The organism is Sphingopyxis sp. 550B (assembly GCF_057401805.1).
The window spans coordinates 404,108-430,828 of record NZ_CM171610.1 but is presented as its reverse complement, the minus strand read 5'-3'; the positions used below and the strand labels follow the sequence as shown (position 1 = coordinate 430,828).

Below are 26,721 nucleotides of genomic sequence, written 5' to 3'. Positions count from 1 at the left end.
CCATGACGCTCGAACCTGTCCAATATCTGCTCGGAGCCGGATCGGGTTCGCTCGTCGGCTTCACGCTCGGCCTCGTGGGGGGCGGCGGGTCGATCCTCGCCGTCCCCCTCATGGTCTATCTCGTCGGCGTCGCCTCGCCCCATGTCGCGATCGGCACCAGCGCGCTCGCGGTTGCCGCCAATGCCGGCGCCAATCTCGTTCCCCATGCCCGTCAGCGCACGATCAAGTGGCGCTGCGCGGGCATGTTCGCCGCCGCCGGCGTCGCGGGGGCCTATGCCGGATCGACGCTCGGCAAGGCCTTCGACGGCCAGAAGCTGCTGTTCCTGTTCGCGCTGTTGATGATCCTGGTCGGCGCACTCATGCTGAAGAAGCGCGGCGATCCCGGCAATCCCGATGTCCAGTGCCGCCGTGAGAACGCGCCCAAGGTGATTGGCTATGGCAGCGCCACCGGCCTGTTCTCCGGTTTCTTCGGCATCGGCGGGGGCTTCCTGATCGTTCCGGGGCTGATGGCTTCGACGGGGATGCCGATGCGCAATGCCGTCGGATCGTCGTTGGTCGCGGTAACGGCCTTCGGTCTTACGGCCGCGCTCAACTATGCCTTTTCCGGGCTGGTCGATTGGGGACTTGCCGCGGTGTTCATCGGCGGCGGCATCGTCGGCGGTATCGCCGGCGCAGCACTTTCGCACCGGCTGTCGGGTCACAAGGGCGCGCTCAATACGATCTTCGCCCTGCTGATCTTCGTGGTCGCCGCCTACATGCTGTGGCGCAGCGCGGCCGCAATCTGGAACTGATTTTTCGCAACTATGATGGGAGGACTTTGATGGACGATGCTGGCGAGAATCTGGACAGCCTTGCCGCGCATGATTGGGCAGGCCAGGCAGGCACGCGCTGGCTCGCCCAGCTCGACCGTTTCGAGGGCATGATCGAGCCGATCGGCAAGGCGCTGCTCGCCCAGGCCGCCTATACCGCCAGCGAAACGGTGGTCGACGTTGGGTGCGGCGGAGGCTGGACGACCCGGCAGATCGCCGCGGCCGTCGGGAATACCGGATTTGCGCTGGGCCTCGACATATCGGCCGATCTCGTGGCGGCCGCGAGCGAACGGGCAACGCGCGCAGGCCTCGCCAATATCCGCTTCGAGCAAGGCGATGCGGCGATAGCCATGCCGGAGGAAGCGCCGTTCGATCGGCTGTTCTCGCGCTTCGGCTCGATGTTCTTCGCCCAGCCATACCCTGCCTTCGCCAATCTGCGCCGGATGCTCCGCGAAGGCGGGCGGCTCGACATTGCGGTCTGGGCGCCGGTCGCCGAGAATCCCTGGCAGCGCAGCATCATGGGAGTCATCAGCGAGCAAATCGACTTGCCGACGCCTCAGCCGCGTGCGCCGGGGCCATTCGCGCTGGCCGAACAGGACTATGTGATCGACCTTCTGCAAAGCGCGGGATTCTCCGACATCAAGTTCGATGTCTGGACCGGCGATCAGCGCATTGGCGGACCCGGCAGCGATGCCGAGAGCGCCGCGCGTTTCGTGCTGGACGGAATGCACATCGGCGATCTCGTTCGGCCGAGCGGCGCAGAGGTGCGTGAGGCCATTCAGCGGGATCTTGCCGCGCTGTTCGAGCGCAACCGCGACGATGACGGCGTTCGCATGGGCGCCAAGGCCTGGCTGGTAAGCGCCAGCGCGTGATCGGCATATCTGGGGGAGGACGACATAATGGATAGAAAGAAACTGTCGCTGCGACTGAAAGCGGGCGACGCGGGCAATGAGGCAATCCTGACCGATGAAATCATGACCGCGCAGGCGCTTCTCGAAGAACATGGGCCGCGAGCCGGACAAGTGCTTGTCGACGAAGCACAGGCCGCCATCAAGGCCGGGGACGACAGCCGCGTATCCTATCTGGAAAGGGTGCGTGTCGCCATGTTGACGATCGAGGACGTGCCGCCCGCTCAGCGCCCTCAATGAAAGCTGAAGGGGATCGTGAAGACGAGCTGGTCCCCTTCCACCGTCGCGGGAGGCGGTGGAAAGGGACCAGCATTGCGGACCGTCCGGAGCGCTAAACGATCCAGCGCCGCGTTTCCGCTGGATGCCGCAAGCTCGACGGAAATCAGTTCGCCGGCACGACCGACGGCAAAGCGCACCATGGCGACGCCGGACAGGTTTAGCCCCCTGGGCTTGCGCGCTGAAATTCGTGCCCAGAGCTGACCCTGATAGGACGCGAGCACGCTTTCGGCTTTGCTGTCAGGGGCCGGCGCAGGATCGACGGCAAAATTGGTCCGCGAAGGCCCGTCGATTGAAGGCATCAAGGGCGTCGGTGGCGACGTCGATGACAGCGGGGCACCCACCGGCGAAGGCGCTGGGGCGGCCGCCTGCTTCCTCGTTTGCGCTGAAGCGATTGCCATTCCAGATTGCGGATCGGGCGGCCGCTTGATCTCACGCGGCCGAGAAGGCGGCACAGTGGGAGGCGGCGGCGTTGGCGTGAACAGTGTGAAGCTGCTCACTTCCCGGCGCGACACCGACGACACCAAGCCTGAAAGATTGGCGTCCAGAGCTACCAGCAAAGCCAGGCAGCACGTTGCAGCAGCCAGACCCGCGCCCAAACGCTGCGACAAGGCGGGGGACAGGCCATCGCCTGTCCCCCGCCCCTGCATCAAGGATTTTCGTTCCGAACGCATTGTCGTCAGAACGAGATCGTGACGCCTGCGTTGACCGACCGCCCCCGGCCCGGGACCGGGCGAAGAACGCCGGTCGCCTTCAGATCCCCGAGCGACATCCCGCCGAGCGGAGCATAATAGGCCGCGTCGAACAGATTGTCCGCGCCGAGCGTCAATCGCACATTGTCGATGCGATAGGCCAACTGGACGTCAAGCAGCGCATAGCTTCCCGTTCGCGGCTCATTGCGGGTCGGATCGACACGATCCTTCTCGCCGACGACGGTCAGGTCAATCCGGGTTTCCAGTCCGCCGATCCTATGTTCCAGCCCCAGCGCCGCGTTGAACGGCATCTGGTGATAGAGCGGTCCATGGTCCGCCAGGTTCTCGCCATGCAACCAACTCGCGCGCGCGGTCAGTCGTGCGCTCCCTGCCGATGAGGACGACCAGAGCGGGACGGCGGCCGACAGGTCGATGCCATAAATCTCCGCCTTCTGGTTGGCGAATTGCAATTGATCGAAAGCGGTCGGTCTGCCCGCCGTGTCGGTAAAGTCCGCCAGCTTCACGGCGTCGATATAGTCGTCAACATGAGTGAAATAAGGCGCGATCTTCAGCGACCAGCCATCCTTGCCGCCGCCATGAACCGACAGAGCGGCGCTCAGCGTATCCGCCTTTTCCGGGCGAAGCGCGAGGTTGCCGACATAGCCATTCCCGTCCCCGAACCACCCGATCATCCGGCTCGCCATGCCGCCGCGGCCCCAGCTATACCGTTCGTAGATATTCGGCGAACGCACCTTCCGGGCATAGCCGAACTCGATTTCCGCATGAGGCGACAGCGCATATCGAGCAAGCAACGTGCCGCTCCAATTGCTATCGTGCCGCTTGCGGTCGGCTGCATTGAACGCGGCGGCCGCCATCACGTCGGCCATCTGCATCATTCCGGTGCCGTAGGGCGCGACCGTCCCCGTATTCATCCAGACCTGATCGTTGCGGATGCCGGCGACCAGCGTGAACCCGCGATCCCAGCTCTTTTCCCATTCGAGGAATGTGCCGAGACGATCGCGCTTCCCCCCGTTGACGTTCATGAAAGCATTCGGCCCCATCATCATGTTTCCCGCGACGGGCGGCCAGAAATCGTTGAGCCACTGGTGTTGGAATTCATTGCCGAGACGCAGCGTTCCGGCACCGCCCAGCAGGATTTCGGCCTGGACCGCGTATCCGGCGCTATGGACTTCGGTGTTCATCGGCATTCCGCCAGTAGCCGTCCCACCCTTATCGGCGAGAAAGTTCATGGCATGGTCGGTGTCGCGCCAACTCGCCCGCACATCGAGATTGCCCCAATCGAAGACGCCTGCATAGTGCCCGTTCAGGAACCAGGACTTGTTGGACGTCATGTCCATATATTGGTTGGGAAACCCCTCGTAGGGCGCGAAATGATAGCCGCCCTTCAGCTCGACCAAGCCGCTGCCGACCTGCGCGGCCAGGCTCAGGCTGTGATCGGTCTTTGCATATTCGCTCGATCGCACGATGCCCAGCGATCCACCGCCCTTGAAATTGTCGGCCTGGGTATAGGAGCCGTTATAGGTCAGGCTGCTCTTGTCGCTCGCGGCCGTCATTGAAAGCGAACCGCCGAAGCCATCGCCATTGCTGCGATAGAAGGCCGAGATTTCACCTGTCAGCAGCGTATCGCCCTGTTTCGCGAAGCGGGGCGGAGCGCTCTCGACGCGGATGATCCCGCCGATGCTGTCGCCGCCATAGCTGACCGGCGAGACGCCCGTAATGACGTCGATCGCACCCACGGTCTGCGGATCGGTATAGGACAGGGGCGGATTCATATCGTTCGGGCAGGCCGAGGCGATCGCCACGCCGTCGACGAGCACGGTCAGGCGCTGCGCCTCCAAGCCGCGGATCACCGGCAGGGTCGAAAAGCCCCCGGCGCCGAAGCCGCTGACACCTGGCACGCTTTGAAGAATGGCGGCAGTATCACTCGAGCCGGCCTGAAGGTTGCGGAGGCGAGATGAGGAGATCCTTTCGCCCGATCCCGTCGACGGCGCTTCGCTGGCCGAGTCCACATCGACCTCCGGCAGCACAATGCCATCCTGTGCAAAGGCCGGCGAGAGCGGGCAGCAGGCCAGCGCTGCGACGAAGGCGGGGGCAGCAATATCGCGTGCCAGGCGGGTCTTGAAAGCGGTAGCGCCGGCAGAAGCACGCGCCACAGGTGCCGCGCGCCGCGCGGCAAAATGCAAATTCGTCATGTCGGAATCCTGATTCACATGGGACGCCCGATTGGGCGCCGTTCAACGCGGAAATGTTGAGTGAATCAGGCGGAGGGTGGCCCAATCGCGGGCGGGCGAAGATAGATACCGCGCCAGAGGACTATACGCGGCGGAAGGCGGAAACCCGTCGCGATGATGAAAGCGATCGCGATCGCCAGCAGAAGCGCGTCGGTCGCCGCGAGTGTGGGCGAGGACAGTCCGGAGAAGGCGCAGGGCGCTTCCGCCTTTTTGTGCTCCCCATGGTCATGTTCGCCGGTCTTGCCCGGCAGCTCCAAGACGATCGTCTGCGGCCCTTGACCCGAGCAGAGCTGGACGAGGATCACACCATTCGAGGCGACCGGCATGAAACCCGCGGGCACCAGGGCTTTTACGATCAGCGTGGCGCCCAGAAGCAACGCGCACAGCCAATGATGCCGGCCAAGGAATTTGCGGGTCTCAGTCACGTCGCGTCGTCTATGCTGATATTGCCACTATGTCGAGAATACGACACGCTGAAAAGTTTAACGGCCATGTTCGTCGGATTGCAGCGGCTGTCATTTGATGGCATCGACACATGCCCTTTGCCCGGGTCGAGCGGCTCACCGAAGTTCATGCCGCAAGCTGGAGTTGTGTCGATTTAGCCGCGCCCTCCGCAAGCAGCCGTTCGATCTCGTCGGACGTTCGCCGCACGGCGAGCTTGAGCGCCTCGTCGATGTGGATGTAGTCTTGGGTGACGTTCTGCGAGGCATGGCCAAGCATGGCGCGGATCGTCAGCTCCGAGAAACCGAGATCGCCCGCCACGCTGCCGAAGGTGTGGCGCAGCGTGTGCGGCGTAATGCCCTCTATCCCCGCCAGCTTGGCAACGCGCTGGAGGCAGGCGCTGACTGCGGTGAATGGCCCCCGCCCGACTTCCGAGGGGAAAGCGTGCGGATTGCCCACGATCACCGGCTGGCTCTCGACGGCCTTGACGGCCGCAGGGCCGATCGCACGAATCTGCGCGCCGCCCTTGGTGTCGGGGAATGCCACATAGCCGCCGGCTCCATTGACCCAGGCTCGGTGCATCGCTTGGCCTTCCTCACGGCGGTATCCGGTCAGCAAGAGCGTGCGCAGCACGCCGAGGGCGACAGGGTTCTCGCCATTGCGCTCCGCATAGGCCATCGCCTTGCCCATCAACACTATCTCGGCGACGTTCAGGCGCCGGGTCTTCTTCTTACCGGCCAGCTTCTTCGCTCCCTGCGTCGGGTGAGCGTCCAGCAGGCCCTTATGCTTCGCATGCCCGATGATGGCCTGGAGCGTGCCGACGCAGCGCGCCGCCACACCGGCGCCGCCGGTCGCCATGCCGCCCCGGCCGCCGCTGCGCGGCTTCGCCGTCTTCCCGTCCTTCACATCGGTCTGCATCTGCTCGACATCAGCGATCGTCAGATGCTTGACGATCCGCTTGCCCAGGAGCGGCTTGATATGCGTCTTGATGCGGCTCTCATCCATGTCGAGCGACGATTTCTTGATCGGCAGGTTCTTGCGGCCGAGGATATTGCCCGCCCGAGCCTCGGTCAGATACCAGTCGCACATCTCCTCGACCGTCATTCCCTTGCGCGCCTGGCGAACCTCATCGGCGGGGTCTTCGCCGCCGATCACGGCCGCCAGCTTGAGCTTGGCCTGGTCGCGTGCCTGATCGACCGTCAGCACGCCATAGCGCGCGATATTGATGCGGCGCTTGATGCCCTCGGCGTTGCGATACTGGACGATGAACGTCTTGAGGCCGGACGGCAGCACGCGCACGCCGAAGCCTTTCAGCTCGGTATCCCAAAGCACGGTCTGCTTTTTCGACGGCGGCACGAGCGCATCGACCGCGCGCTTGGTCAGCTTGCTGGTTGGCATCGTGATCCTCCAGTTGGAGACAAAGCCCGACGGAAGGGGCATTGTCTCCAAATTGTCTCCATGCGGCGCCCAATTGCGTCCAGCAGCAGGATACGATAGGAGAGGTTAAGTATCAAGAACTGTTGAAGAAATCGTAGTATGGCGTAGCCTTGGAAAGCATGGAAAAGCCGCTTATCGAAGTTGCCAAGGTTGGGGTCGAGGGTTCGAATCCCTTCGCCCGCTCCAAAAACTTCAAGAAAATCAGTGGGTTATACAAGGTCGCGAAAGCGGCCTTCTTTCATTTTTGGGCTGGGCTACAACCGGGCTACAACGCATTCCAAGGTATGAGCGAGCCGGAGTCCCCAAAGTCGTTCATCGGAGCAGTGCGGTAGCATCGGCGAAGGGCTGGTTAAGCCCCGGCTTTCACGCTCCTTCGTGATACCGAACCGTCGTTGACATTGCTTCGACCAGTGACCGTAAAGCGCCTCCGATTATCTCACCATACCCCTGATCTTGCGCGGGATCGCCGCCCACGGGGCCTCTCCAATGGCTTGTCTGGTCGAGGTCCACCCATCTTCCCGCAACGGCATCGAACGGATTTTTCCGCCGCCGGACAAGCCGACTTTGCATCGCGAAACAAAAAAGCCGTCCGCCGCCGTCTGCCACTTCGTTCCGCCCTTCGGGTGCGGGCCGGTCGTCCCTCGTCCGGGTGACAGCCATCGAGGCCGCGATGGGCGCGGTCCCGAAGCAAGAAAGGACTAGAGCGGTTTTCGACCGTTTTGAATCGCTGAGGGATTTCCCTCTGGTCTGATTTGTGATTCAGAATCTGTGCTGGTGAAGGAGGCCGGCATGGATGGGTCACGCTCTGTCGATGGATTTGCGCACGCGGCTTCTGGCGGCGATTGATGGCGGGCTGAGTTGCCGAGGAGCGGCGGCGCGCTTTGGGGTTGCGCCATCGACAGCCATTCGCTGGCAGGCGCAGCGTCTGGAAACCGGCAGCTTCGCTCCCAAGCCGCAAGGCGGCGACATGCGATCCCGCCGAGTGGAGGAGCGGGCGGTCGACATTCTGGCCTTGTGGGAGGCGCGCAAGGACATCTCGCTCGAAGAGCTGCGCATTGCCTTGTCCGAAGCGGGCCTGACAGTGTCAGTTGCCGGACTGCACCGCTTCTTCGCGCGGCGGGGCATGACGCGCAAAAAGACTGGGCATGCCATCGAGCAAGACCGCCCCGACGTCCTGAGGCAGCGCCACGACTGGTTCGAGAACCAGGTCGATCTGGAGCCGGAACGCCTAGTGTTCATCGACGAGACGTGGACCGCCACCAACATGACCCGCAGCCACGGCCGTTGCGCTAGAGGCGAGCGGTTGCGGATGGGATACCCGCATGGCCATCGCAAGACCACCACGCTCGTCGCGGGCCTCCGCATGAGCGGCATGGTCGCGCCGATGGTGCTGGACGGCCCGATCAACGGGGACTGGTTCGAAGCCTATGTTGCGCAGGTTCTCGTGCCGGAACTGCGGCCTGGGGACATCGTCATCATGGACAATCTCTCGAGCCACAAGCGACCTGCGGTCCGTGAGCGGATCGAGGCGGCAGGGGCAACGTTGCGCTTCCTGCCGCCCTATAGTCCCGACTTCAACCCGATCGAGAAGGCCTTTTCCCGCCTCAAGGCCATGCTCCGAAAAGCAGGCGAGCGCACCGTTAGCGGCCTGTGGGGCCTCATCGGCAGGCTCGTCGACATCTTCCAGCCCGCCGAATGTGCCAACTACTTCAGCTCGTGCGGCTATGATCCAGACTGATCGAAAACCGCTCTAACGACATGATCTGCGGAAACTTCAAGGCAACCGATCGCGGCTTCCACGGTGAAATCCGGTTTTTCGGCACCAGCGAAAAGGTGGAAATCCTCCGGGTCGACGACAAGGCGAGCGACAAGTCGCCCGACTATCGCATCGTTGCCGCCGACGATGAGAGCATCGAGTTCGGTGTCGGCTGGCTCAAGTCCGCCAGGGACGGAAAGCCTTACGCTTCATTCAATCTCAATCCGGTCCTAGCGCCGGACGTTCATCTTCGGCTTGTCTCGACCAAGGTAACCGGCAAGTTCGAGTTGAAAGTCGACTGATCGCGAGAGCGTCCCGTCAGTAAGGCGGGGCGCTCTCAATTTTCGACAAAGGATCTGCGCCGGGTGAAACCGTATCGGCCGTCGTGATCTGGCGGGACCGATCGAAAGCGAGATCGGCCTTGGGGCCGCGCCGGCGCCATGCGGCAGCTTCCTGTGCGTCGCCATGACGGCGTGATCGTCGCCAGGGACAGCCTCCATGTGGTCTTGCGCACTGTAGACCGGATGGCAGATTTTTCGGGCTTTGCCGGGAGCGTCATCTCTCCCGTCCTGCCTGCGTGACCGCCCCTCGCGGCCTCTCTCGTGGCTGTTCTGACCGGGGCCACCTGTCGGCGCAACGGCGCCGGGCCGCTTTTTTCCGCCGTGCTGGCGCGCTTTGCATCGCGAAGCAAAAAAGCGGCCCTTCGGCCGTCCGATGGCCGCAAGCCCACCCCGCCGCGCGAGCGCGACAGGAACCCCGAGCCAGCGGTGCGCCGCCGAATGTTCCCGGTCCCTGAACCGCCACGAGACCGCATGGAGCGGTCCCGAAGCAGGAAAGGACGAACAAGATGCTCGAATATCTCCGCACGGTGCTGGCCGAATTTGCGATTACCACCGTCAACGTCACAACGCTGGACGATATGTATGAGGCGGCCACCCTTGTCGCCGTCGATCGCTTCGGGATCGTCCTTGCGGTCAAGCACAGGCATGTAGCCATTTGCCTTCCATGGAACACTGTCTTTGAGATCGAGATCGAGGAATAACCGGCAGACTGCAAGAGCGTCTCGCCAGCGATGGCGGGGCGCTTTCTTCTTTCATAAAGCAGCGTGCGCCATCGACCGTCGTGTCGGCCCGGTGGCCGAGCCGGTATCCCGGCGATCATTTTCTTGAGTGGGAATCAGGGCGCTCCGCCCCCGCTCCCCAGCAACAACAATCGGCCGGACCGGGTTGGCGCCAGGGCGCCCGTCCGCACCACTCCGGCAGATTCTTGCTGCCCCCCACACCCCCGGCTGCTCGACGCGAAGGCAGGAGCGATGGCCCAGCCATCGCCCTGCTGGCGATTTGAAGAAAGGAAAGCAGTCATGGACAATATCAGGCACGGCGACGGTGGCAGCGCCCAATACTGGCAGGAGCGCCGCGAAGCCTTCTCGATTTCGAGGATGTGTCGGCTGAGCGTAGCTTGTTTGATATTCATGTTCCGCGCCGCCCGGCTGAAACTGCCCGCTTCGGCCGCCGCAAGCAGGTAGCGTAGCTGGCGTAGTTCGATCATACCTCAACTCACTTCGTTCACATCCAGTCCGCGCAAATGGATCAAGCTGGCAACGCGATTGGTTCGAAGCCTTAGTTTACCGCGAAAGGCCGCTCGGGCACGCTGTGACCGACCTTCAGGCCTTCTCCTCTCCCGCTCTTGACGTTCATGAAGTTTGCCCCTCGGCGGTTCCCTCTTGCGGTTGGTATACGAAAAAGATAGAAAGTAATAAATTACTTTCTTTTGAAGGCGCGAACAATGAATGGGCGTTCCAAACATCTTCCCGCTGACGAGCGACGGGCGGCGACCGTGGAGGCGGTGGTCGACCTGGCCGCGGAACAGAACCCGAGCGACATCACAACGACGGCCATCGCCCAGCGGATGGGTCTGACCCAGGGCGCTCTCTTCCGCCACTTCCCGACCAAGGACGCCATCCTGCAGGCGGTCATGTCCTGGGTGACCGAGCGGTTGCTCGCCCGCGTGGACAAGGCGATCGAAGAAGCCGCCTCTCCGGCTGCCGCGCTTGAGGCGGTTTTCATGACGCATATCGATTTCGTGTCTGACCACCCCGGTGTGCCGCGAATGCTGTTCGGGGAGTTGCAGCGACCGGGCGAGACGCTTCCCAAGCGCATGGCCCAGACCCTGATCCGCCATTATGGCGAACGGCTGCATACCCTGCTCGACGCCGGAAAGGCACGGGGCGAACTGCATGCGGACCTCGATCCGGAAGCCGCGGCCACCCTGTTCATCGGCACGGTCCAGGGCCTGGTCATGCAATCCATGCTGGCGGGCGATGTGACCCGCATCCGCAGCGATGCGCCCGGCGTGTTCGCCATCTATCTGCGCGGCGTCGGAGCATCATCATGAAGAACATCCGCCTGTCCGGCACGACAAAGCGGATCCTGATCATTGCGGCCGTCATCGCGATCATCGGTGCTGGATGGCTGTGGATGCAGCGGGGCAGCCGCGACGGCGACGCCCTCAATCTGTACGGCAATGTCGATATTCGGGAGGTGCAATTGGCCTTCCGCCAGTCCGGCCGCGTCGCGCAGATGCTGTTCGATGAAGGCGATCATGTCGAGCCGGGCGCACATATGGCGACTCTCGACGCGCAGCCGTTCGAGGAAGCGCTCGCGGCCGCCGACGCCGCCGTAGCGGTCGCACAGGCAGACCTCGACAAACTGCGCCGCGGGCTGCGGCCGCAGGAGATTGCGCAGGCGCAGGAGGCCCTCAATCAGGCCCTGGCCGTCGCCAGGGACACGGAGCGTAATTTTGATCGGCAGAGCCAGTTGCTCGCGTCGGGAGCCGCCAGTCAAAAGACGGTCGATGCCGCGCGCACTGCGCGCGATCAGGCCGCCGCCAGTGTCAAAGCGGCCCGGGCCGCGCATTCGCAAGCCACCGAAGGGTTTCGCAAGGAAGACATCGCGGCCGGGCAAGCCCGCCTCGCCGCCGCACAGGCAGCACGGGCTCAAGCCGCCACCGCTCTTGCCGACACGGTTCTGCTTGCACCCGGCACCGGCACAATCATCGCACGGGTGCGCGAACCCGGCAGCATGGTTGTCAGCCAAAGCCCGGTCTATAGCCTCAGCCTTGATGCACCGGTTTATGTCCGCGCCTATGTCGGCGAACCGGATCTGGGGCGCATCGCGCCCGGAATGCGGGTGCGCGTTCGCAGCGACTCGTCCGACAAGACCTATCAAGGCCAGATCGGGTTCATATCACCGCGGGCGGAGTTCACGCCAAAAACGGTAGAAACCACCGATCTGCGCACGGATCTGGTCTATCGCCTGCGGATCGTGGTCACCAATGCCGATGCTGCGCTGCGTCAGGGCATGCCGGTAACGATCGAGGTCGAAGCCGGACAAGCCACCGGCGCGCGCGCCAAAGGCCGCTGACGTGCCGCCCGCCACCGCGCCACAGGAGCAAAATGGCGATGTCGCGGTCGTCATCGACAGGTTGAGCAAGCATTTCGGCAGTGCGCCTGCGTTACAGGATCTCAGCGCGCAGATAAGCTATGGCCGACTGACCGGGCTGGTCGGGCCGGACGGCGCGGGCAAGACCACCCTGATGCGTATCCTGACAGGACTGCTGGTGCCGAACAGCGGCCACGCCACGGTAGCGGGCTTCGATGTGGCGGACGACAATGACGCCATCCATGTTGCGACAGGCTACATGCCGCAACGCTTCGGGCTCTACGAAGACCTGTCGGTCATGGAGAATATGCGCCTCTATGCACAGCTGCGCGGCATGGATGCCGATGGGCACACCGACCTGTTTGCCCAATTGCTCGACTTCACGCGCCTTGCCCCTTTTACCGGACGCCTGGCGGGCAAGCTCTCCGGCGGCATGAAGCAGAAGCTGGGCCTCGCCTGCGCGTTGATGGCCCGGCCTGCCGTCCTGCTGCTCGACGAACCGGGCGTCGGCGTCGATCCGGTCAGCCGTCAGGACCTGTGGCGCATGGTGCAGGCGCTGACCGACGAAGGGATGGCCGTGGTCTGGTCGACTGCCTATCTCGACGAAGCCGAACGCTGCGACAATGTGCTGCTGCTCAACGAAGGGCAGCTCGCTTATGACGGACCGCCCGGAGAGCTGACCGCGCGCCTTACAAGCCGGAGCTTTCGGCTGGAACAGGTCGGCGAGCGGCGGCGGGCCGTGCTAGCCGAAGTGCTCAGCCTGGACAGTGTCGGCGACGGGGTGATCCAGGGCGCCGGCGTCCGCGTGGTGCTGCGCGCCGATGCGGGAACCGAGCAAATTAGCGCGCTCGCCGATCGGGTCGGCGCGCAACTGAAAGCGGTGCCTGCCCGCTTCGAGGATGCCTTCATTGATCTTCTGGGCGGCGGTCCGGGCGGCACATCGGCGCTTGCCGAAGGGATGCCGCCGGTCGAACTGGCTTCAGACGTTGCCGTCTCCTGCCGCGATCTGACCAAGCGTTTCGGCGATTTCACCGCCACCGACATGGTGAGCTTCGAGGTCCGCAAGGGCGAGATATTCGGTCTGCTCGGGCCGAACGGCGCCGGCAAATCGACTACCTTCAAGATGCTGTGCGGCCTGCTCAAACCCACCAGCGGCGAAGCGCAGGTGGTGGGGCTGGACCTGCGCCGGGCGACCGGTGCTGCCAAAGGCCAGCTTGGCTATATGGCGCAGAAATTCTCGCTCTATGGCCTGCTGTCCGTGCGGCAGAACCTGGAGTTCTCCGCGGGCGTCTATGGCCTGAAAGGCGCCGCGCGGCAGGCGCGGATCGACGAGATGATCGACATCTTCGGGCTGCAACCCTGGCTGTCGGCGGCGCCGGAGTCCCTGCCGCTCGGGGTCAGGCAACGTCTGGCGCTGGCCTGCGCGGTGATGCACCGCCCGCCCGTGCTGTTCCTGGATGAACCGACTTCGGGCGTCGATCCCATCACGCGCCGCGAATTCTGGACCCATATCAACGGCCTTGCCCGCAAGGGGGTGACGGTGATGGTCACCACCCACTTCATGGACGAGGCGGAATATTGTGATCGGGTGGCGATGCTCTATCGCGCCCGGCTGATCGCGCTCGACACGCCGGACGCCCTCAAACGCGGCGCGGTCAGCGATCTCCGGCCGGACCCGACCATGGAAGACGCCTTCATTCATCTGGTCGAAGCCGAGGACCGCGCTGACGAAGCCCGCAGCGGAGTTGCCGCATGAACGGCGCGGGCGGATTGCGAACGGACCTTCAAGCCATGCGCCGCTTCGATCCGAAGCGCCTTTGGGCGCTGGTGTTCAAGGAAAGCCTGCAGGCGATGCGCGATCCGTCCACGCTGCTGATCGCCTTCGCCCTTCCGGTCGTGTTGCTGCTGCTGTTTTCCTATGCGGTGTCGCTCGACGTGCGCGCGGTGCGCATCGGTGTCGTGCAGGAATCGCAGTCTGCTTCGGCGCAATCGCTGGCCGCCGCCTTCGCCGGCACCCGTTATCTGGACGTCACCTTCGCCCATGACCGGCGCGAGGTCGCCGACCGGGTTGTCTCGGGCGACTTGCGCGGATTGGTGGTGATCCCGCAGGATTTCGAGCAGCGCCTGGCTGATCGCGGCACGCGACCTCTGGTGCAGATCATCGCCGACGGTTCGCAGCCCAATACCGCCAACTATGTCACCAACTATGCGCAGGGCGTGGTGCAGACCTGGCGGGGCGGGCTTGATGGCGAGACGCCACGCTCGGTCGTCACGATGGAGCCGCGCTACTGGTTCAACGCCGAACTGGAAAGCCGCCGCGCGCTGGTGCCCGGCGCCATCGCCATTGTCATGACCATCATCGGCACCATGCTGACCGCGCTGGTGGTGGCGCGCGAATGGGAACGCGGCACGATGGAAGCGGTGCTCTCCACCCCCGCATCGGTCGCGGAAATCCTGATCGGCAAGCTCCTGCCCTATTTTGCGCTCGGCATGCTGGCCACGCTCGGTGCGACCGCGCTGGCGGTCTTCGTGTTCGGCGTGCCGCTGCGCGGATCGCTGGCGGCGCTCCTGCTGCTTTCGGCCACCTTCATGGTGCCGGCGCTGGGTCAGGGACTGCTGATTTCGTCTGTCACCCGCAACCAGTTCCTGGCCGCGCAGATCGCCTTGTTCTCCGGCTTTCTGCCGGCCTTCATGCTGTCGGGCTTTCTCTATGAGATCGACGCGATGCCCGCGCCGATCCGGGCCATCACCTGGGCGATACCGGCGCGTTATTTCGTGTCTTCGCTGAAAACCGTCTTTCTGACCGGAGACATCTGGGCCGTCTTCGTGCCGAACCTGTTGGCGATGGGCGCAATCGGCATCCTGTTTTTCCTTCTGGCAAAGCGCGCCACGCGCAAGAACCTGGAGTGAGCGGCGATGGCGCGACCCGATAGCTATTTCAGTTTCACCCGGCTGCGAGCCCAGTTCGTCAAGGAAGTGCTGAGCATCCTGCGCGATCCGCGCAGCCGCATGGTGGTGTTCATGCCGCCGCTGCTGCAACTGCTGGTGTTCGCCTTCGCCGCAACGCTCGAAGTGCGCAATGTCGATATTGCCGTGCACAATCAGGATGCGGGCCGCTGGTCGCATGAACTGATCACGCGGCTCGATCGGGCCGACTTCATTACCCAAGTCTATCGCGTGACCGACAGTCAGGAACTGGGACGCCTGATCGACCAGGGCAAGGTGATCGCGGCGATCGATATCCAACCGGACTTTTCGCGCGCAATCGCTGCCGGAGACAGCGGTCGCGTTCAGATGCTGATCGACGGCCGGCGCAGCAATTCAGGACAGATCACCGCCAGTTATCTCTCCGCCATCGCCGCCGAAGTCGGCGCGGAGGCCAACCCCGGCACAGGTCCTGCGACGCCGGTGGCGGTGCGCAACTGGTTCAATCCCAATCTGACCTATCGCTGGTTCATCGTGCCCGGCCTCTCGGGCATCCTGGCGTTCTTCAGCGCGCTGCTCATAACCTCGCTGTCGATCGCCCGTGAACGCGAACTGGGAACCTTCGACCAGTTGCTGGTGTCGCCAACCTCCACGCTGGAAATCATCCTGTCCAAATCCTTGCCGGCGCTAGTTATCGGCACCATGCTCGGACTTCTGATGATGGCGGCTGCTGCGGGACCGTTCCGGATTCCGTTCAACGGGTCGTTCGCGCTGCTGTTTGTCAGCCTGGTCCTGTTCATCCTGTCGGTGGTGGGCATCGGCCTGATGATTTCGGCGATCAGCGCGACCCAGCAGCAAGCCATCCTTGGCGCCTTCGCGATCGGCGTGCCATCCGTCCTGATGTCGGGCTTTGCCACGCCGGTCGAGAACATGCCCATGCTGCTGCAATGGCTGGCGCAGGCGATTCCGCTCACCCATTTCCTGATCATCGTCGAAGGCAGCTTTCTGAAAGCCATGGCGCCCGGCGACATATTTGCCAGCCTCTGGCCATTGGCGCTGATCGCCCTGGTGTCGCTCACCATGGCCACCATCTTCGTTCGAGGACGCCTGCAATGATACGCATCCCCCATCGGTGGCCGCACCTTGCGGCGGTGATAGTCGGCTGCACCTCGTTGACGGCCTGTGTCGTCGGCCCCGACTATCGCGCGCCACCGTCCGTTGATACCGGCAGCGGCTGGACCCGGCCGGTCGCGGCAGACTCCGCGCCAACCGGCCTTACCCGCTGGTGGAGGGCCCTGGGCGATCCCGAACTGGAGAGGCTGGTCGATACCGCACTGGCGCAAAATCTGGATATCCGTCAAGCTGCCGCGCGGATCGACGAGGCGCGCGCGCTGCGAGACCGCGCCGCTGGCCGGCAACTGCCCACGGTTTCTGCTGGCGCCAGTGTGAACCAGCGTCGGCAAAGCGAGAACGGCCCGCTGCCCGTTGGGTCCATTCCCAGCCTCGATGCGTCTCAGACGATCTACGAAGCCGGCTTCGACGCGGCCTGGGAACTCGACCTGTTCGGCGCCAACCGGCGGGCGCTGGAAGGCGCGAACGCCCGCTTGCAGGCGACCGAAGCGGAGGCGCAGGGCGTGCGTATGCGGATCGCGGCCGAAGTCGCACGCGCATGGTTCGAGGCGACCGGCGCCAGAGAAGAATTACGCGCGCAGCGGGCGACGGTGGCGACGCTGCACCAAACGCTGGAACTCATGCGCGGACGCGCTGCGCTCGGCGATGTTGCCGGTGCCGACGTGGACGCAGCCCATGAACGCTGGGCCGCCGCCAACGCCCTGCTGCCGGGCATAGAGGCACGGCAGCGCGGGGCGGTGCTCGGCCTTGGTGTCCTGCTCGGCTCACCGCCGGAACGTGAACTCAAGCTGCTCGATGCCACCGCGTCGTCTCTCATACTGCCGGCGCTGCCCGTGGGGGAACGTGCCGATATATTGCGGCGTCGCCCCGATGTTCTGGCTGCCGAACGGCGCCTCGCCTCCAGCACCGCCGAGATCGGCGTGGCGACCGCCGAACTGTTTCCCAGGCTCTCTATCGCAGCGGGCGGCGGATTTCAGGCGCTTAGCACGGGCGACTGGTTCGACGCCTCCAGCACCCGCTACTCGATCCTGCCGCTCATTTCCTGGCGCTTGTTCGACGGCGGCCGCGTACGTGCGGAGATACGCGCGCGGGAGGCCGTTCAGCGGCAGGCCGCGCTGGGCTATGAACAGGCCGTCCTGGCCGCATTGGGCGACGCGGAGCGCGCCTTGAGCGACTATGACGCCGGACGCGATGCGCTCGCGCGTCGTCAAACGGCGCTCGAGGCTTCACGCCGGAGTTTCAGCCACGCCGAGGCTCGTTTTGCCGCCGGCGATATCGCGCGGATTGAACTGCTTGCGGCCGAGCGCCTCCTGCACGAAGCTGAAACCGCCTGTGCCCGCGCGCATGCCACAACGGCGGTGCAACTGGTGGCGTTGTACAAGGCGATCGGTGGGGGCTGGGACTTGCCCGATGCGCCGACTTCCAAACACGTTTCAATTGGTGCCACAGTGGGAGAAGGGCAATGAATGACGCTGACGGGAACAGCAAGGAACCTGCCGCGCACGACTGGGCGGGTGAAGCGGGCACACGCTGGCTTGCCCAGCTCGATCGTTTCGAGAGCATGATCGAACCGATCGGCGAAGCGCTGCTCGCGCGAGCAGCCTATGTTGCCGGGGAGAAGGTGGTCGATATCGGCTGCGGCGGCGGCTGGACGACGAGGCGGATCGCCGAAAGGACGGGCAACACGGGATTGGCGCTCGGCCTCGACATATCGCCCGAACTGGTGGCGGCGGCAACGGATCGGGCGCAGCGCGCCGGTCTTGCCAACATCCGCTTCGAACAAGGCGACGCCGCGACGGCCATGCCTGAAGAAGCCCCCTTCGACCGGCTGCATTCCCGCTTCGGCACGATGTTCTTTCCCGATCCCTATGCCGCCTTCGCCAATCTGCGCCGAATGCTGCGTGCTAGTGGAAGGCTCGACATCGCGGTGTGGGCGCCGATCGCCGACAATCCGTGGCAGCGCAATGTCATGGCCGCAATCCGTCGGCATATCGACCTGCCCACGCCGCAGCCGCGCGAGCCTGGTCCGTTCGCGCTGGGTGAGCAGGACTATGTGACCGATCTTCTGCGAAGCGCCGGTTTCTCCAACATATCGTTCGACGCCTGGACCGGGGATCAGCGCGTCGGCGGACCCGGCAGCGATCCCGAGAGCGCCACCCGCTTCGTGCTCGACGGCATGCAGGTCGGCGATCTCGTCCGGGCGAGCGGGAACGACACGCGCGTGGCCGTTCACCGCAGCCTCGTCCAACTGTTCGAGCGCAATTGCGATGATGAAGGTGTTCGCATGGGCGCGAAAGCCTGGCTGGTGAGCGCCCGCGCGTGACCTGGCGTCAACCGCCATCCTCATCGTGAACCACCCACAGGCTATGTGAGTCGATCTCCAGCTTGAGCAGGGCGCGGGCCGCTTCCGATCGCGCCATGATCTCCGACCGGCGCGCTTCTCCCGCCTGACGGCGGGCATAGAGCAGGTCGCCAAGGTCGATCTGGCCGAGCTGGTAGCCACGTTCGGTTCGGACCAGCGCGTTGGCGGCGCTTTGCGCTGACAGATCCGTGTTTTTCCACGCCTCCAGCCGCAAGGTGGCGCTGGACAGATCGGCGTCCGCGATGGCCCTCACGGTCCGCTGGACGGACATATGCTCAAGCTGCGCGGCATTGCCTTCCGCAAAAGCCCGGTCCGCCGCCGCGCGCCTGTGGCCGCCGCCCAGCGGCATCGACATGACGACCCCCGCGCCCTGCTCCATGCCGCTCCGCTCACTGAACAGCCGGACGCCGAAGGACGGATCGGCAATCCGGTCCGCGCGAACACGCCGCGCGACGACCGCCAGCCGCTGTGCCTCACGCTCGGCGGCGCGGATTTCATGGCTGCGTTCGATCACCAGATCCCGCATCGCCGCAAGCCTCTGCGGCGGCACCATCGCAACGGAGGTTTCCGGCGGCTCGGTGGGAAGCGGTATCTCTGGAAAATTCGCGGCAAGCGCCACACGCGCCTGTTCGCGCGCCGCGAGCGAGTTCGCGGCCTGGGCCTGGGCCTGGGCCAGCGCCGCCATGGCCTGATCGACATCGATCGCCGCCGCATCGCGCAACGCCACGCGCCGGCGCAGCGCGGACAGCTCCTTTTCCAGCCAGCGCACCGTATCGAGGTCGTTGCGATACAGCGCACCGGCAACCAGCCAATCGTTCCAATAGCCGGAGAGCAGCAAAGCCGTCTGATGCCGGGCATCCTCCATCCGGTTTTCCGCGACCTCTATGCCCAGAGCGCCGGCCTCGCGATCGAGCGCCGCCTTGCCCGGCAGACGGAACGGACGGGCGATCGTGGCGTCGAACTCGTCGTAGCCGCCTTCCCTGTCCACGCTGCGGCGAACATAGCTGCCGGTAACGGCAATTTCATGGGTTCCCTTCGCCAGCATGTCGCGGTCGGCACGGGCTGCGTCCACCCGTGCCCGCGCGGCCGCTACGGCCGGATGATTGTCCAGCGCTTCGGCAACCTTTTCGCTCGGCGGCAAATCGGCGCGCTGGGCCAGAACCGCGGCGGGCGTGAGCAACGCGACAAGCGCCCCTAGGAAAAGCGGCGATCTCATGCGATCCTCCCCTGGGCTGACACCGGGACTACGTGCCAGCGCACTGGCAGCGACCGCTTCGATTGCGTGACCGCGTCAACCAGTGTCCCCAGGACGTCCTCATCGACAATCAGTTCCAGCGCGCTGCGGCGTAGCAGACCCGACACCCGTTCCGCCGTGCTGGCGTCGCCGAAGTCCCAGCCGCGCACGGCCTGCTCGGCGATATGGATCGGCGCGTTGCAGGCGGCGCGGAGTGCGTCGGTCACGCTATCGGCGTCATGCGAGGCGCAATGGAAGGTCAGCAGGATGTCAGCCATTGTCGGTTTCTCCCGCGCTTTCGCCGAAACGCTCGAACAGGATCGGCAGCAGGATGAGCGTCAGCAGGGTGGAGGTGATGAGGCCGCCGATCACGACGATGGCGAGGGGGCGCTGAATCTCCGATCCGGGGCCGGTCGCAAACAGCAGCGGCACAAGGCCGAAGGCCGTGATGCTGGCGGTCATCAGGACGGGGCGCAGGCGGCGCTCGGCGCCGATGCGCACCGTTTCGGCCATGCTCCGCCCATCGGCCCGGAGCTGGCGGAAATAGGTGACCATGACCAGCCCGTTGAGCACCGCGATGCCAAGCAGCGCGATAAAGCCCACCGAGGCGGGGACTGACAGATATTCGCCGCTAGCCCAGAGCGAGACGATCCCGCCCACCATGGCGAAGGGAATGTTGACAAGGATGAGCACGGAGGCGCGCATCGAGCGCAGCGTTGCCAGCAGAACGAAGAAGATCAGCAGCAGCGCAATCGGAATCACGACCGCCAGCCGGGCCGAGGCGCGCTGCTGGTTCTCGAACTGCCCACCCCAGACGATGCTGTAGCCGGCGGGCAGTTTGACCTTCGCGCCGACCTCGGCTTTCGCTTCGTCGACATAGCCGACCAGATCGCGCCCGGAGACGAACGCCTGCACCAGCGCGAAGCGCGACCCGTTCTCATGGTCGAGCTTGACCGGCCCCTCGGTCCGCTCGATCCGCGCCATGTCGCTGACCCGCGCGATAATGCCGGTCGGCGTATGCAATTGCAGATCGGCAAAACGGGCGGGATCGGTGCGCAGCGCCTCGTCGCCGCGGATGACGATCGGCACGCGCTTCTGGCCATCGGCGACGATACCGACATGGGCGCCTTCGACCTGCGCGCGCAGCGCATCCTGTATGCGGTCGACCGGCATCCCGAAGCGCCCGGCGGCGGCGCGGTCGATGTCGAGCTGGAGATAATCGACGCGGTCATTGGCGACGGTCAGCACTTCGGAGGCGCCATCGACGTTCGACAATATCTGCTGCACCTGATCCGCCAGTTCGCCGAGCATCGCCAGATCCGGCCCGAAGATCTTGACGGCAAGATCGCCGCGCGCGCCGGTCAGCATTTCGGAAACGCGCATCTCGATCGGCTGAGTGAAGCTCGGCTCGATGCCGGGCAGGCCCGCCATCGCCTTGCGCATGTCCTCGACGATGAGATCCTTGTCGCCGCGCCATTCGGAGCGCGGCTTCAGACGAACGAAGCTGTCGGTTTCATTGGGGCTCATCGGATCGAGGCCGATTTCGTCCGATCCGACGCGCGCGATCACGTCCTGCACTTCCGGAACGCGCATCAGCGCGCGCTGCGCGGCCATGTCGCCCTTGACCGACTGGTCGAGATCGATGGAGGGCAGCTTGGTGAGCTGGACGATGATCGACCCTTCATCCATCGTCGGCATGAAGGTCTTGCCGACCGCGCCATAAGCGATGCCGGCGATGACAAGCCCCGCCGCCGACAGCCCGTAGACCACCCGCTTGCGCGCGAAGGCGCCGTCGAGAAGCCCCCAATAGCGAGGGCCGAGCTGGCGCATCAGCCACGGCTCGCCATGATGGCCGCTTTTGAGACCGAAGGATGCAAGCACGGGGACCAGGGTGAGCGCGAGCAGCAGCGAACCGGCGAGCGCGAAGACGATGGTAAGCGCAACCGGCGCGAACAATTTGCCTTCAAGCCCCTGCAATGACAGCAGCGGCAGGAAGACCAGCGCAATGATGGCGATCCCGGCCGAGACCGGCACGATGACTTCGCTTGCCGCCTGATAGACGAGGTTGAGGCGCGGGGTTCCCTCCTCGTGCGCCCGGCCGAGCCGTTCGACGATATTTTCCACCACCACGATCGACCCGTCGACCAGCAGGCCGATGGCGATAGCCAGGCCCCCAAGGCTCATGAGATTGGCGGACAGGCCCATACCCTGCATGAAGAGGAAGGTGATGAGCGCCGCCATCGGGAGGGTAGCAGCGACAATCGCCGCCGCCCGCCAGTCACCCAGGAACAGGATGAGCAGCACGACGACAAGCACGGCGGCTTCGAGCAGAGCTTTCTCGACCGTGCCGACGGCGCGCGCGATCAGATCGGACCGATCGTAGAAAACATCGACATGGGTGCCGGCGGGCAATGTGCTTTCGATTTCCGCGAGGCGGGCGCGGACACCATCGACCACCTGCCGCGCATCGGCGCCGCGCAAGGCGATCACCAGTCCTTGAACAGCCTCCGCCTGGCCATTCTTGCTGACCGCGCCATAACGTGTGAGGCTGCCAATGCCGACCGTCGCCAGCTCGCCGAGCCGAACGATGCGGTCGCCGCGGCTGACAATGACCAGTTGCTGAAGATCCTCGACCGACCGGATCGCCCCCACCGCACGCACGATCAGGGCTTCCTCGCCGCTTTTCAGGCGCCCGGCGCCATCGTTGCGATTGCCGCTTTCGATCGCCGCCTGGATATCGGCGATGGAGAGCCCTGCCGCCGCAAGCGCAACGGGATCGGGCCTGACCTCGAAGGTCCGGACAAAGCCGCCCAGCGCGTTCACGTCAGCGACGCCGGGAACGGTGCGCAGCGCCGGACGGATGGTCCAGTCGAGCAGTTCGCGCTTCTCCTGCAGCGAGAGCGGCCCCTCGATCGTGAACATGTAGATGTCCGAAAGCGGTGTGGAGATCGGCGCAAGGCCGCCGCTGATCGACGCGGGCAGATCGGGCATCACATTCGACAGCCGCTCCGCCACCTGCTGGCGCGCCCAATAGATGTCGGTGCCGTCGACAAAATCGATGGTGATGTCGGCGATGGCGTATTTGGCGGTGGAGCGCAGGATTGCCTGATCGGGAATGCCGAGCATTTCCATCTCGATCGGTGTGATGACGCGGCTTTCCACCTCCTCGGGTGTCATGCCCGGAGCCTTCAGTATGACCTTCACCTGCGTCTGGGCGATGTTCGGATAAGCATCGACGGGCAGCGTCATGAAGGCCCAGGTGCCCAGCCCGGCAACGGCCAGCGCCAGCGCGATGACGAGCAGACGCCAGGAGAGCGAGGCGGCGACCAGCGAACGCAACATGGCCCGGACCTATCGCGACAAAGCGAGCGCCTTGAGCGCGCTCGTGCCGGAAATGACCACCTGCTCGCCCGGCCTGACGCCCGAAAGCAGCACGGTCTGTCCCCCAGCGGAACCGCCCATCTTCACGTCGCGGACCGCGTATCCGTCACCAGTGGAAACGAAGACGATAGCCTTGTCCCCGATCATGGCGATCGCCTCGCTGGGCACGCTGACGGCGCCGGCCGGAGCCGGCCCGGACAGCGACAGGCTCGTCGCGCGCCCAGCGATGATGCCCGGCCCGGCGGGAATCTCGGCCTTGAGCATGGCGGAACGGGTGGCGGGGTCTACCGTCGAGCCGACGGCGGTGACGCGCCCGGCGATGCCGGGTTCGATCAATATGCTCATGCCCGGCCGTACCGTACCGACGAGCCGCTCGGGCAACTGGCCGACAGCCTCATAGCGATTGGCGGCGTCGATCACATAAGGCGCGGTAGTTCCGTCCACCGGAGAGCCCGCCTGGATGCCGGCGGTGGTGATGCGCCCGGCGATCGGCGCGGTCAGCGTATAGGTGCCCCTTGTGCCCGAGCCATTGACCATTTTAAGGATGCGCGCCTTTTCGCCAACATCCGCGCCCGCTTCGGCCGCCAGCGCATTGGCTTCATCGGCCCGCGCGCCCGCGATGATACCTTCGCGGGCAAGCTGCGAGAGCCGGGCCGCGTTCGACCGCGCAACGCTCGCCCGCGCATTGGCACGCGTCAGGTCAGCCCCCATCGTCAGCACGTCGCGGCTGGAAATAACCGCAAGCGGCTGGCCCTGCCGGACGGTATCGCCTTCAACCACCAGCGTCCGCATGACCACGCCGGGAAAGGTCGCGGCCACGGCCACGCGCGCATTGGCGGGCGGCTGAATCACCGCCGGAATGACGGCGATGGGGGCTTCGCTCGCGGTGACGGCGGGCGCCAGGCGGATACCAAGCTGAGCGGCCTGCTTGCGATCAACGGGCAGAACGCCCGGCGCCGCTTGCCCGGCTTCGGAAGATGAAGGGGTGGGTTCAGGCACCGTGCCGGACCCGGCAAGCCACCAGATCCCCAGCGCCAGCGCGATGACGGCAAGGCCGGCAAGGACATAGTTCCGCTTCGACATAGGCTTCGCCTAGAGCGCGAAACTGACGAAACCCTGACGGGTCGCAATGCTTGGCGCTTCAGGTGTCGGGGAAATGCAGAGACAATTCCCGCGCGGCAGGATCTGTGGTCAGCCGTGCGCCGTGCGCCGCCATGATCCGGTCGACGATCGCCAGGCCAAGCCCGGCGCCGCTGGTGCTGGCATGGTCCGCCCGGCTGTGCCGACGCACGAGCTCGCGAAGCCGATCGGGTGAGAGGCCCTCGCCGCCATCGCCCACCGCGATCACCGGATCCGGGCCAACCCGTATATTCACCGTGCCCCCCGGTGGCGTCACACGGACAGCATTCTCGATGAGATTCCGCAAGGCGGCGGCGATCGCTTCGCGCCGGCCCCGCGCCACTGGATGCGCGGTGCCTGCATCGAGCGTGATGGCTTTCCCTTCCGCGATGATGTCCGGGGCCAGGAAGCTGACGACATCGCGCGCGATCTCGACAAGGGACACGGATTCCAGCGGGAATTGCGCGGCGGCGGCGGCATCGACCTGGGCGAGCAGCATGAGCTGGTCGACCAGGCGGCGCATCGCGGCAACGTCATGCTTGAGGCGCGCGGCGTCGTCATGATCGAGCCGGTCGAATTCGAGCGACAGCACCGCGAGCGGCGTGCGCAGTTCATGGGCGACATCGGCGGCAAAGGCTTCCTGGCGCATGGCAGCGTCGTCGAGGCGGCCGAGCAGATCATTGACGGCATCCGTGAACGGCAGCGCTTCGGCTGGCAGATGGGACGTGTCTATGCGAAAGCCGCGTTCGTGCCCACGCGCTGCTTCGATCGCGGTTGCGGCTTCCTCAAGGGAGTCAAAAGCCTGTCGGATCACGCGCCGCACGACGAAGGCGACGGGCACCATCAGCACGACCAGTGGAAGCGCGACATGCTCCAGCATCTCGCGCACGGCATTGATCAGCGCATCCTGCGCCGTCAGATCGTCGAATGTCAAACTGTAGAAAAAGACGACCGCTGCAAGCAACAAGATGGTGCCGACAAGGCCGACGAGAGCAAGCCCTCGCGCAAGTTTGCGCGACACGGAGCGCCGATAGGTCACGCCGCGACATCCTTCAGCATATAGCCGACTCCGCGAATGGTGTGGAGCGCGCCGGTGGCGCCAGCCTCGTCCAACTTCCGGCGCAAGCGGGAGACCGCCGCTTCCACGGCATTGGGCGTCACCGGCTCGTTGAAATTGTAGAGCGCGTCCTCGATCGTCTCGCGGCGGACGACCGTGCCCGCCCGCCGCAGCAGCAGTTCCAAGAGGTCGGCCTCCCTGCGGGACAGATCTATGGCGCAGTCTCCGCGGTGCGCCGTGCGCGCCGCCGTGTCGAACCGCAGGCAGCCTGCTTCCAGCACAGGTTGCACGCGCGGGCCGGGGCGGCGGAGCAACGCGCGAATGCGCGCGGCCAGTTCGTCGATCTCGACGGGCTTGACGACATAATCGTCGGCGCCGGCGTCAAGCCCCGTGACCCGGTCCTCCAGCGCGCCACGCGCGGTCTGGATAATCGCGGGCGGCATTTGCCGATACTGGCGGCGGTTCGCCAGCCAAGTGACGCCATCGCCGTCCGGCAAGCCGAGATCGAGCACGATCGCGTCATAGACCGCGCCGCCCAGTGCGCTGTCCGCATCGGACAGGCTGGTGGCGATGTCGCACGAAAAGCCCCGGCGCTGAAGGCCGTCCGCAACCAGCTTCGCCAGCCGGTCGTTATCCTCTATGACAAGAATGCGCATCTATGTCGGCTTTCCTAGCACGATCCCGCCTCAATTCCCGTCCTGCGATCTGATCAGTCCCGCGACGGGATCGAAAGAGGCCGTCTCAATCCCGGTCATTATCCTCGCCTTGAACGGCTGTTCCACCTTCGATTTCATGCCCTTGCTTCGCCTCACCGTGCGATTGCGCACTGAACGCTGCGGAATCGTAGCGCAGGATGCCAAACACCGTCATCCCCATCACCATGGCGGCAAGCAGCACCGCGACGACGGCCGGTCGGCGGGCATCGTGGGCACCAGGGTGCAGAGCGGCGCTCTTGCGGCCGGTGACCATGGCGCGCGCGAGATTTTCGCGGGTGAAGACGGACATCAGTACCACCGCTGCGACATGAACGCCGATGAGTGCGAGCAGGCCATAGGCAATCGCCTCGTGAAGATCCTCGTCGGTCTGCCCCGCGTCGACCTGGATGCCGGTCCACAGCACCGCGCCGGTTACGATAAGCAACGCCAGAACGGCGAGCGCGCCCATCGGATTGTGCCCAATCGTCCGTTGTGGATGACCCGCCGCGAGTTCCCGGATGTGCGACAGGAGGCGGGACGGCCGCACGAAATTGGCGAAGCGCGCATGTTCGCCGCCGATAAACCCCCAGACAAGGCGAAAGGCAAGCAGCATGGCGGCGGTCCACCCTGCGGCCATGTGCCAGTCCGCGATGGGGCTGTCCCCTTCCGAGGACAAAAAGGCAATCGTGATGGCTGCGACCAGCAGCCAGTGGAAAAGCCTGAGCGGGGCATCCCAGACCCTGAAACTGTCGCTGCGGCTCGTTTTTGCCATGAACATCATTTGTCTCCTTGGCCTTTGCCATAAG

At 64.9% G+C, this 26,721-nt stretch carries 26 protein-coding genes; 14 read left to right on the top strand and 12 right to left on the bottom strand.

The genetic code is table 11. The features are described from left to right. Positions 1 to 2: 2 nt before the first annotated feature. The 3 genes from AC2S9W_RS02045 to AC2S9W_RS02035 are packed head-to-tail and all read left to right on the top strand — an operon-like array spanning position 3 to position 1,957. Positions 3 to 791, top strand: a complete 789-nt coding sequence (locus tag AC2S9W_RS02045) for a sulfite exporter TauE/SafE family protein (protein WP_012049929.1) — start codon at positions 3 to 5, stop codon at positions 789 to 791. A gap of 29 nt (positions 792 to 820) precedes the next feature. Further along, on the top strand, positions 821 to 1,681 hold the full coding sequence (locus tag AC2S9W_RS02040; RefSeq protein WP_012049930.1) for a class I SAM-dependent methyltransferase: 861 nt from the start codon (positions 821 to 823) through the stop codon (positions 1,679 to 1,681). A 27-nt stretch (positions 1,682 to 1,708) separates the two neighbouring features. After that, complete coding sequence (locus AC2S9W_RS02035) at positions 1,709 to 1,957, top strand: hypothetical protein (protein ID WP_012049931.1); 249 nt, start codon at positions 1,709 to 1,711, stop codon at positions 1,955 to 1,957. On the opposite strand, the gene AC2S9W_RS02030 is transcribed toward AC2S9W_RS02035, so the two are convergent. The 4 genes from AC2S9W_RS02030 to AC2S9W_RS02015 form a co-directional block, all read right to left on the bottom strand. Continuing rightward, positions 1,951 to 2,295, bottom strand: a complete 345-nt coding sequence (locus AC2S9W_RS02030; protein ID WP_161628993.1) for an energy transducer TonB family protein — start codon at positions 2,293 to 2,295, stop codon at positions 1,951 to 1,953. The genes AC2S9W_RS02035 and AC2S9W_RS02030 overlap by 7 nt on opposite strands. Before the next feature lie 377 nt (positions 2,296 to 2,672). Continuing rightward, positions 2,673 to 4,898, bottom strand: a complete 2,226-nt coding sequence (locus AC2S9W_RS02025; protein WP_029994077.1) for a TonB-dependent receptor — start codon at positions 4,896 to 4,898, stop codon at positions 2,673 to 2,675. Positions 4,899 to 4,963: 65 nt separating this feature from the next. After that, complete coding sequence (locus AC2S9W_RS02020) at positions 4,964 to 5,362, bottom strand: hypothetical protein (RefSeq protein WP_226948734.1); 399 nt, start codon at positions 5,360 to 5,362, stop codon at positions 4,964 to 4,966. A gap of 145 nt (positions 5,363 to 5,507) precedes the next feature. Further along, on the bottom strand, positions 5,508 to 6,776 hold the full coding sequence (locus tag AC2S9W_RS02015; RefSeq protein WP_012049936.1) for a tyrosine-type recombinase/integrase: 1,269 nt from the start codon (positions 6,774 to 6,776) through the stop codon (positions 5,508 to 5,510). A gap of 158 nt (positions 6,777 to 6,934) precedes the next feature. Between AC2S9W_RS02015 and AC2S9W_RS02010 the strand changes: the two genes are divergently transcribed. From AC2S9W_RS02010 to AC2S9W_RS01995, 4 genes are all read left to right on the top strand, one after another. Continuing rightward, entirely contained in the window at positions 6,935 to 7,147 is a 213-nt protein-coding gene (locus AC2S9W_RS02010) for a hypothetical protein (RefSeq protein ID WP_486571560.1), read from the top strand. Between the two features lie 461 nt (positions 7,148 to 7,608). Beyond that, the gene (locus tag AC2S9W_RS02005; RefSeq protein ID WP_486570737.1) at positions 7,609 to 8,553 is read left to right on the top strand and encodes an IS630 family transposase; all 945 of its coding nucleotides are present in this window, start codon (positions 7,609 to 7,611) and stop codon (positions 8,551 to 8,553) included. 20 nt (positions 8,554 to 8,573) lie between these two features. Further along, the gene (locus AC2S9W_RS02000; RefSeq protein WP_067113525.1) at positions 8,574 to 8,873 is read left to right on the top strand and encodes a DUF736 domain-containing protein; all 300 of its coding nucleotides are present in this window, start codon (positions 8,574 to 8,576) and stop codon (positions 8,871 to 8,873) included. Positions 8,874 to 9,418: 545 nt separating this feature from the next. Continuing rightward, a complete protein-coding gene (locus AC2S9W_RS01995) occupies positions 9,419 to 9,613 on the top strand; it encodes a hypothetical protein (RefSeq protein WP_067113527.1) in 195 nt (64 codons plus the stop codon). A gap of 134 nt (positions 9,614 to 9,747) precedes the next feature. Here AC2S9W_RS01995 and AC2S9W_RS01990 read toward each other — a convergent pair whose 3' ends face one another. Next, positions 9,748 to 10,119, bottom strand: a complete 372-nt coding sequence (locus AC2S9W_RS01990) for a LysR family transcriptional regulator (RefSeq protein ID WP_293862207.1) — start codon at positions 10,117 to 10,119, stop codon at positions 9,748 to 9,750. Positions 10,120 to 10,356: 237 nt separating this feature from the next. Between AC2S9W_RS01990 and AC2S9W_RS01985 the strand changes: the two genes are divergently transcribed. From AC2S9W_RS01985 to AC2S9W_RS01955, 7 genes are read left to right on the top strand one after another with little or no spacing between them, the layout of a single operon-like run. Then, on the top strand, positions 10,357 to 10,965 hold the full coding sequence (locus AC2S9W_RS01985; RefSeq protein WP_067113536.1) for a TetR/AcrR family transcriptional regulator: 609 nt from the start codon (positions 10,357 to 10,359) through the stop codon (positions 10,963 to 10,965). After that, positions 10,962 to 11,993 (top strand): secretion protein HlyD, encoded by a 1,032-nt coding sequence (gene hlyD, locus AC2S9W_RS01980; protein ID WP_067113539.1) that lies wholly within the window; start codon positions 10,962 to 10,964, stop codon positions 11,991 to 11,993. The genes AC2S9W_RS01985 and hlyD overlap by 4 nt, the downstream gene beginning before the upstream one ends. A gap of 1 nt (position 11,994) precedes the next feature. After that, entirely contained in the window at positions 11,995 to 13,767 is a 1,773-nt protein-coding gene (locus AC2S9W_RS01975) for an ATP-binding cassette domain-containing protein (RefSeq protein ID WP_067113542.1), read from the top strand. Next, on the top strand, positions 13,764 to 14,921 hold the full coding sequence (locus AC2S9W_RS01970) for an ABC transporter permease (protein WP_322309568.1): 1,158 nt from the start codon (positions 13,764 to 13,766) through the stop codon (positions 14,919 to 14,921). Before AC2S9W_RS01975 ends, AC2S9W_RS01970 begins: the two co-directional genes overlap by 4 nt. A gap of 6 nt (positions 14,922 to 14,927) precedes the next feature. Further along, entirely contained in the window at positions 14,928 to 16,052 is a 1,125-nt protein-coding gene (locus tag AC2S9W_RS01965) for an ABC transporter permease (protein ID WP_067113252.1), read from the top strand. Continuing rightward, the gene (locus AC2S9W_RS01960; protein ID WP_067113254.1) at positions 16,049 to 17,533 is read left to right on the top strand and encodes an efflux transporter outer membrane subunit; all 1,485 of its coding nucleotides are present in this window, start codon (positions 16,049 to 16,051) and stop codon (positions 17,531 to 17,533) included. Before AC2S9W_RS01965 ends, AC2S9W_RS01960 begins: the two co-directional genes overlap by 4 nt. Beyond that, on the top strand, positions 17,530 to 18,390 hold the full coding sequence (locus tag AC2S9W_RS01955) for a class I SAM-dependent methyltransferase (protein ID WP_067113255.1): 861 nt from the start codon (positions 17,530 to 17,532) through the stop codon (positions 18,388 to 18,390). The genes AC2S9W_RS01960 and AC2S9W_RS01955 overlap by 4 nt, the downstream gene beginning before the upstream one ends. 7 nt (positions 18,391 to 18,397) lie before the next feature. Here AC2S9W_RS01955 and AC2S9W_RS01950 read toward each other — a convergent pair whose 3' ends face one another. The 7 genes from AC2S9W_RS01950 to AC2S9W_RS01920 form a co-directional block, all read right to left on the bottom strand. Then, positions 18,398 to 19,645, bottom strand: coding sequence for a TolC family protein (locus AC2S9W_RS01950; RefSeq protein WP_067113263.1), 1,248 nt, complete (start codon positions 19,643 to 19,645; stop codon positions 18,398 to 18,400). Further along, the gene (locus AC2S9W_RS01945) at positions 19,642 to 19,941 is read right to left on the bottom strand and encodes a DUF3240 family protein (protein WP_067113265.1); all 300 of its coding nucleotides are present in this window, start codon (positions 19,939 to 19,941) and stop codon (positions 19,642 to 19,644) included. Before AC2S9W_RS01945 ends, AC2S9W_RS01950 begins: the two co-directional genes overlap by 4 nt. Continuing rightward, the gene (locus AC2S9W_RS01940; protein ID WP_322309567.1) at positions 19,934 to 23,005 is read right to left on the bottom strand and encodes an efflux RND transporter permease subunit; all 3,072 of its coding nucleotides are present in this window, start codon (positions 23,003 to 23,005) and stop codon (positions 19,934 to 19,936) included. Before AC2S9W_RS01940 ends, AC2S9W_RS01945 begins: the two co-directional genes overlap by 8 nt. A 9-nt stretch (positions 23,006 to 23,014) precedes the next feature. Next, positions 23,015 to 24,127 (bottom strand): efflux RND transporter periplasmic adaptor subunit, encoded by a 1,113-nt coding sequence (locus AC2S9W_RS01935; protein ID WP_067112005.1) that lies wholly within the window; start codon positions 24,125 to 24,127, stop codon positions 23,015 to 23,017. A gap of 58 nt (positions 24,128 to 24,185) precedes the next feature. Then, entirely contained in the window at positions 24,186 to 25,202 is a 1,017-nt protein-coding gene (locus tag AC2S9W_RS01930) for a sensor histidine kinase (protein WP_067112003.1), read from the bottom strand. Continuing rightward, entirely contained in the window at positions 25,199 to 25,876 is a 678-nt protein-coding gene (locus tag AC2S9W_RS01925) for a response regulator (protein ID WP_067112000.1), read from the bottom strand. Before AC2S9W_RS01925 ends, AC2S9W_RS01930 begins: the two co-directional genes overlap by 4 nt. Positions 25,877 to 25,961: 85 nt before the next feature. Continuing rightward, a complete protein-coding gene (locus AC2S9W_RS01920; RefSeq protein WP_156483104.1) occupies positions 25,962 to 26,696 on the bottom strand; it encodes a cytochrome b/b6 domain-containing protein in 735 nt (244 codons plus the stop codon). Positions 26,697 to 26,721 lie beyond the last annotated feature (25 nt).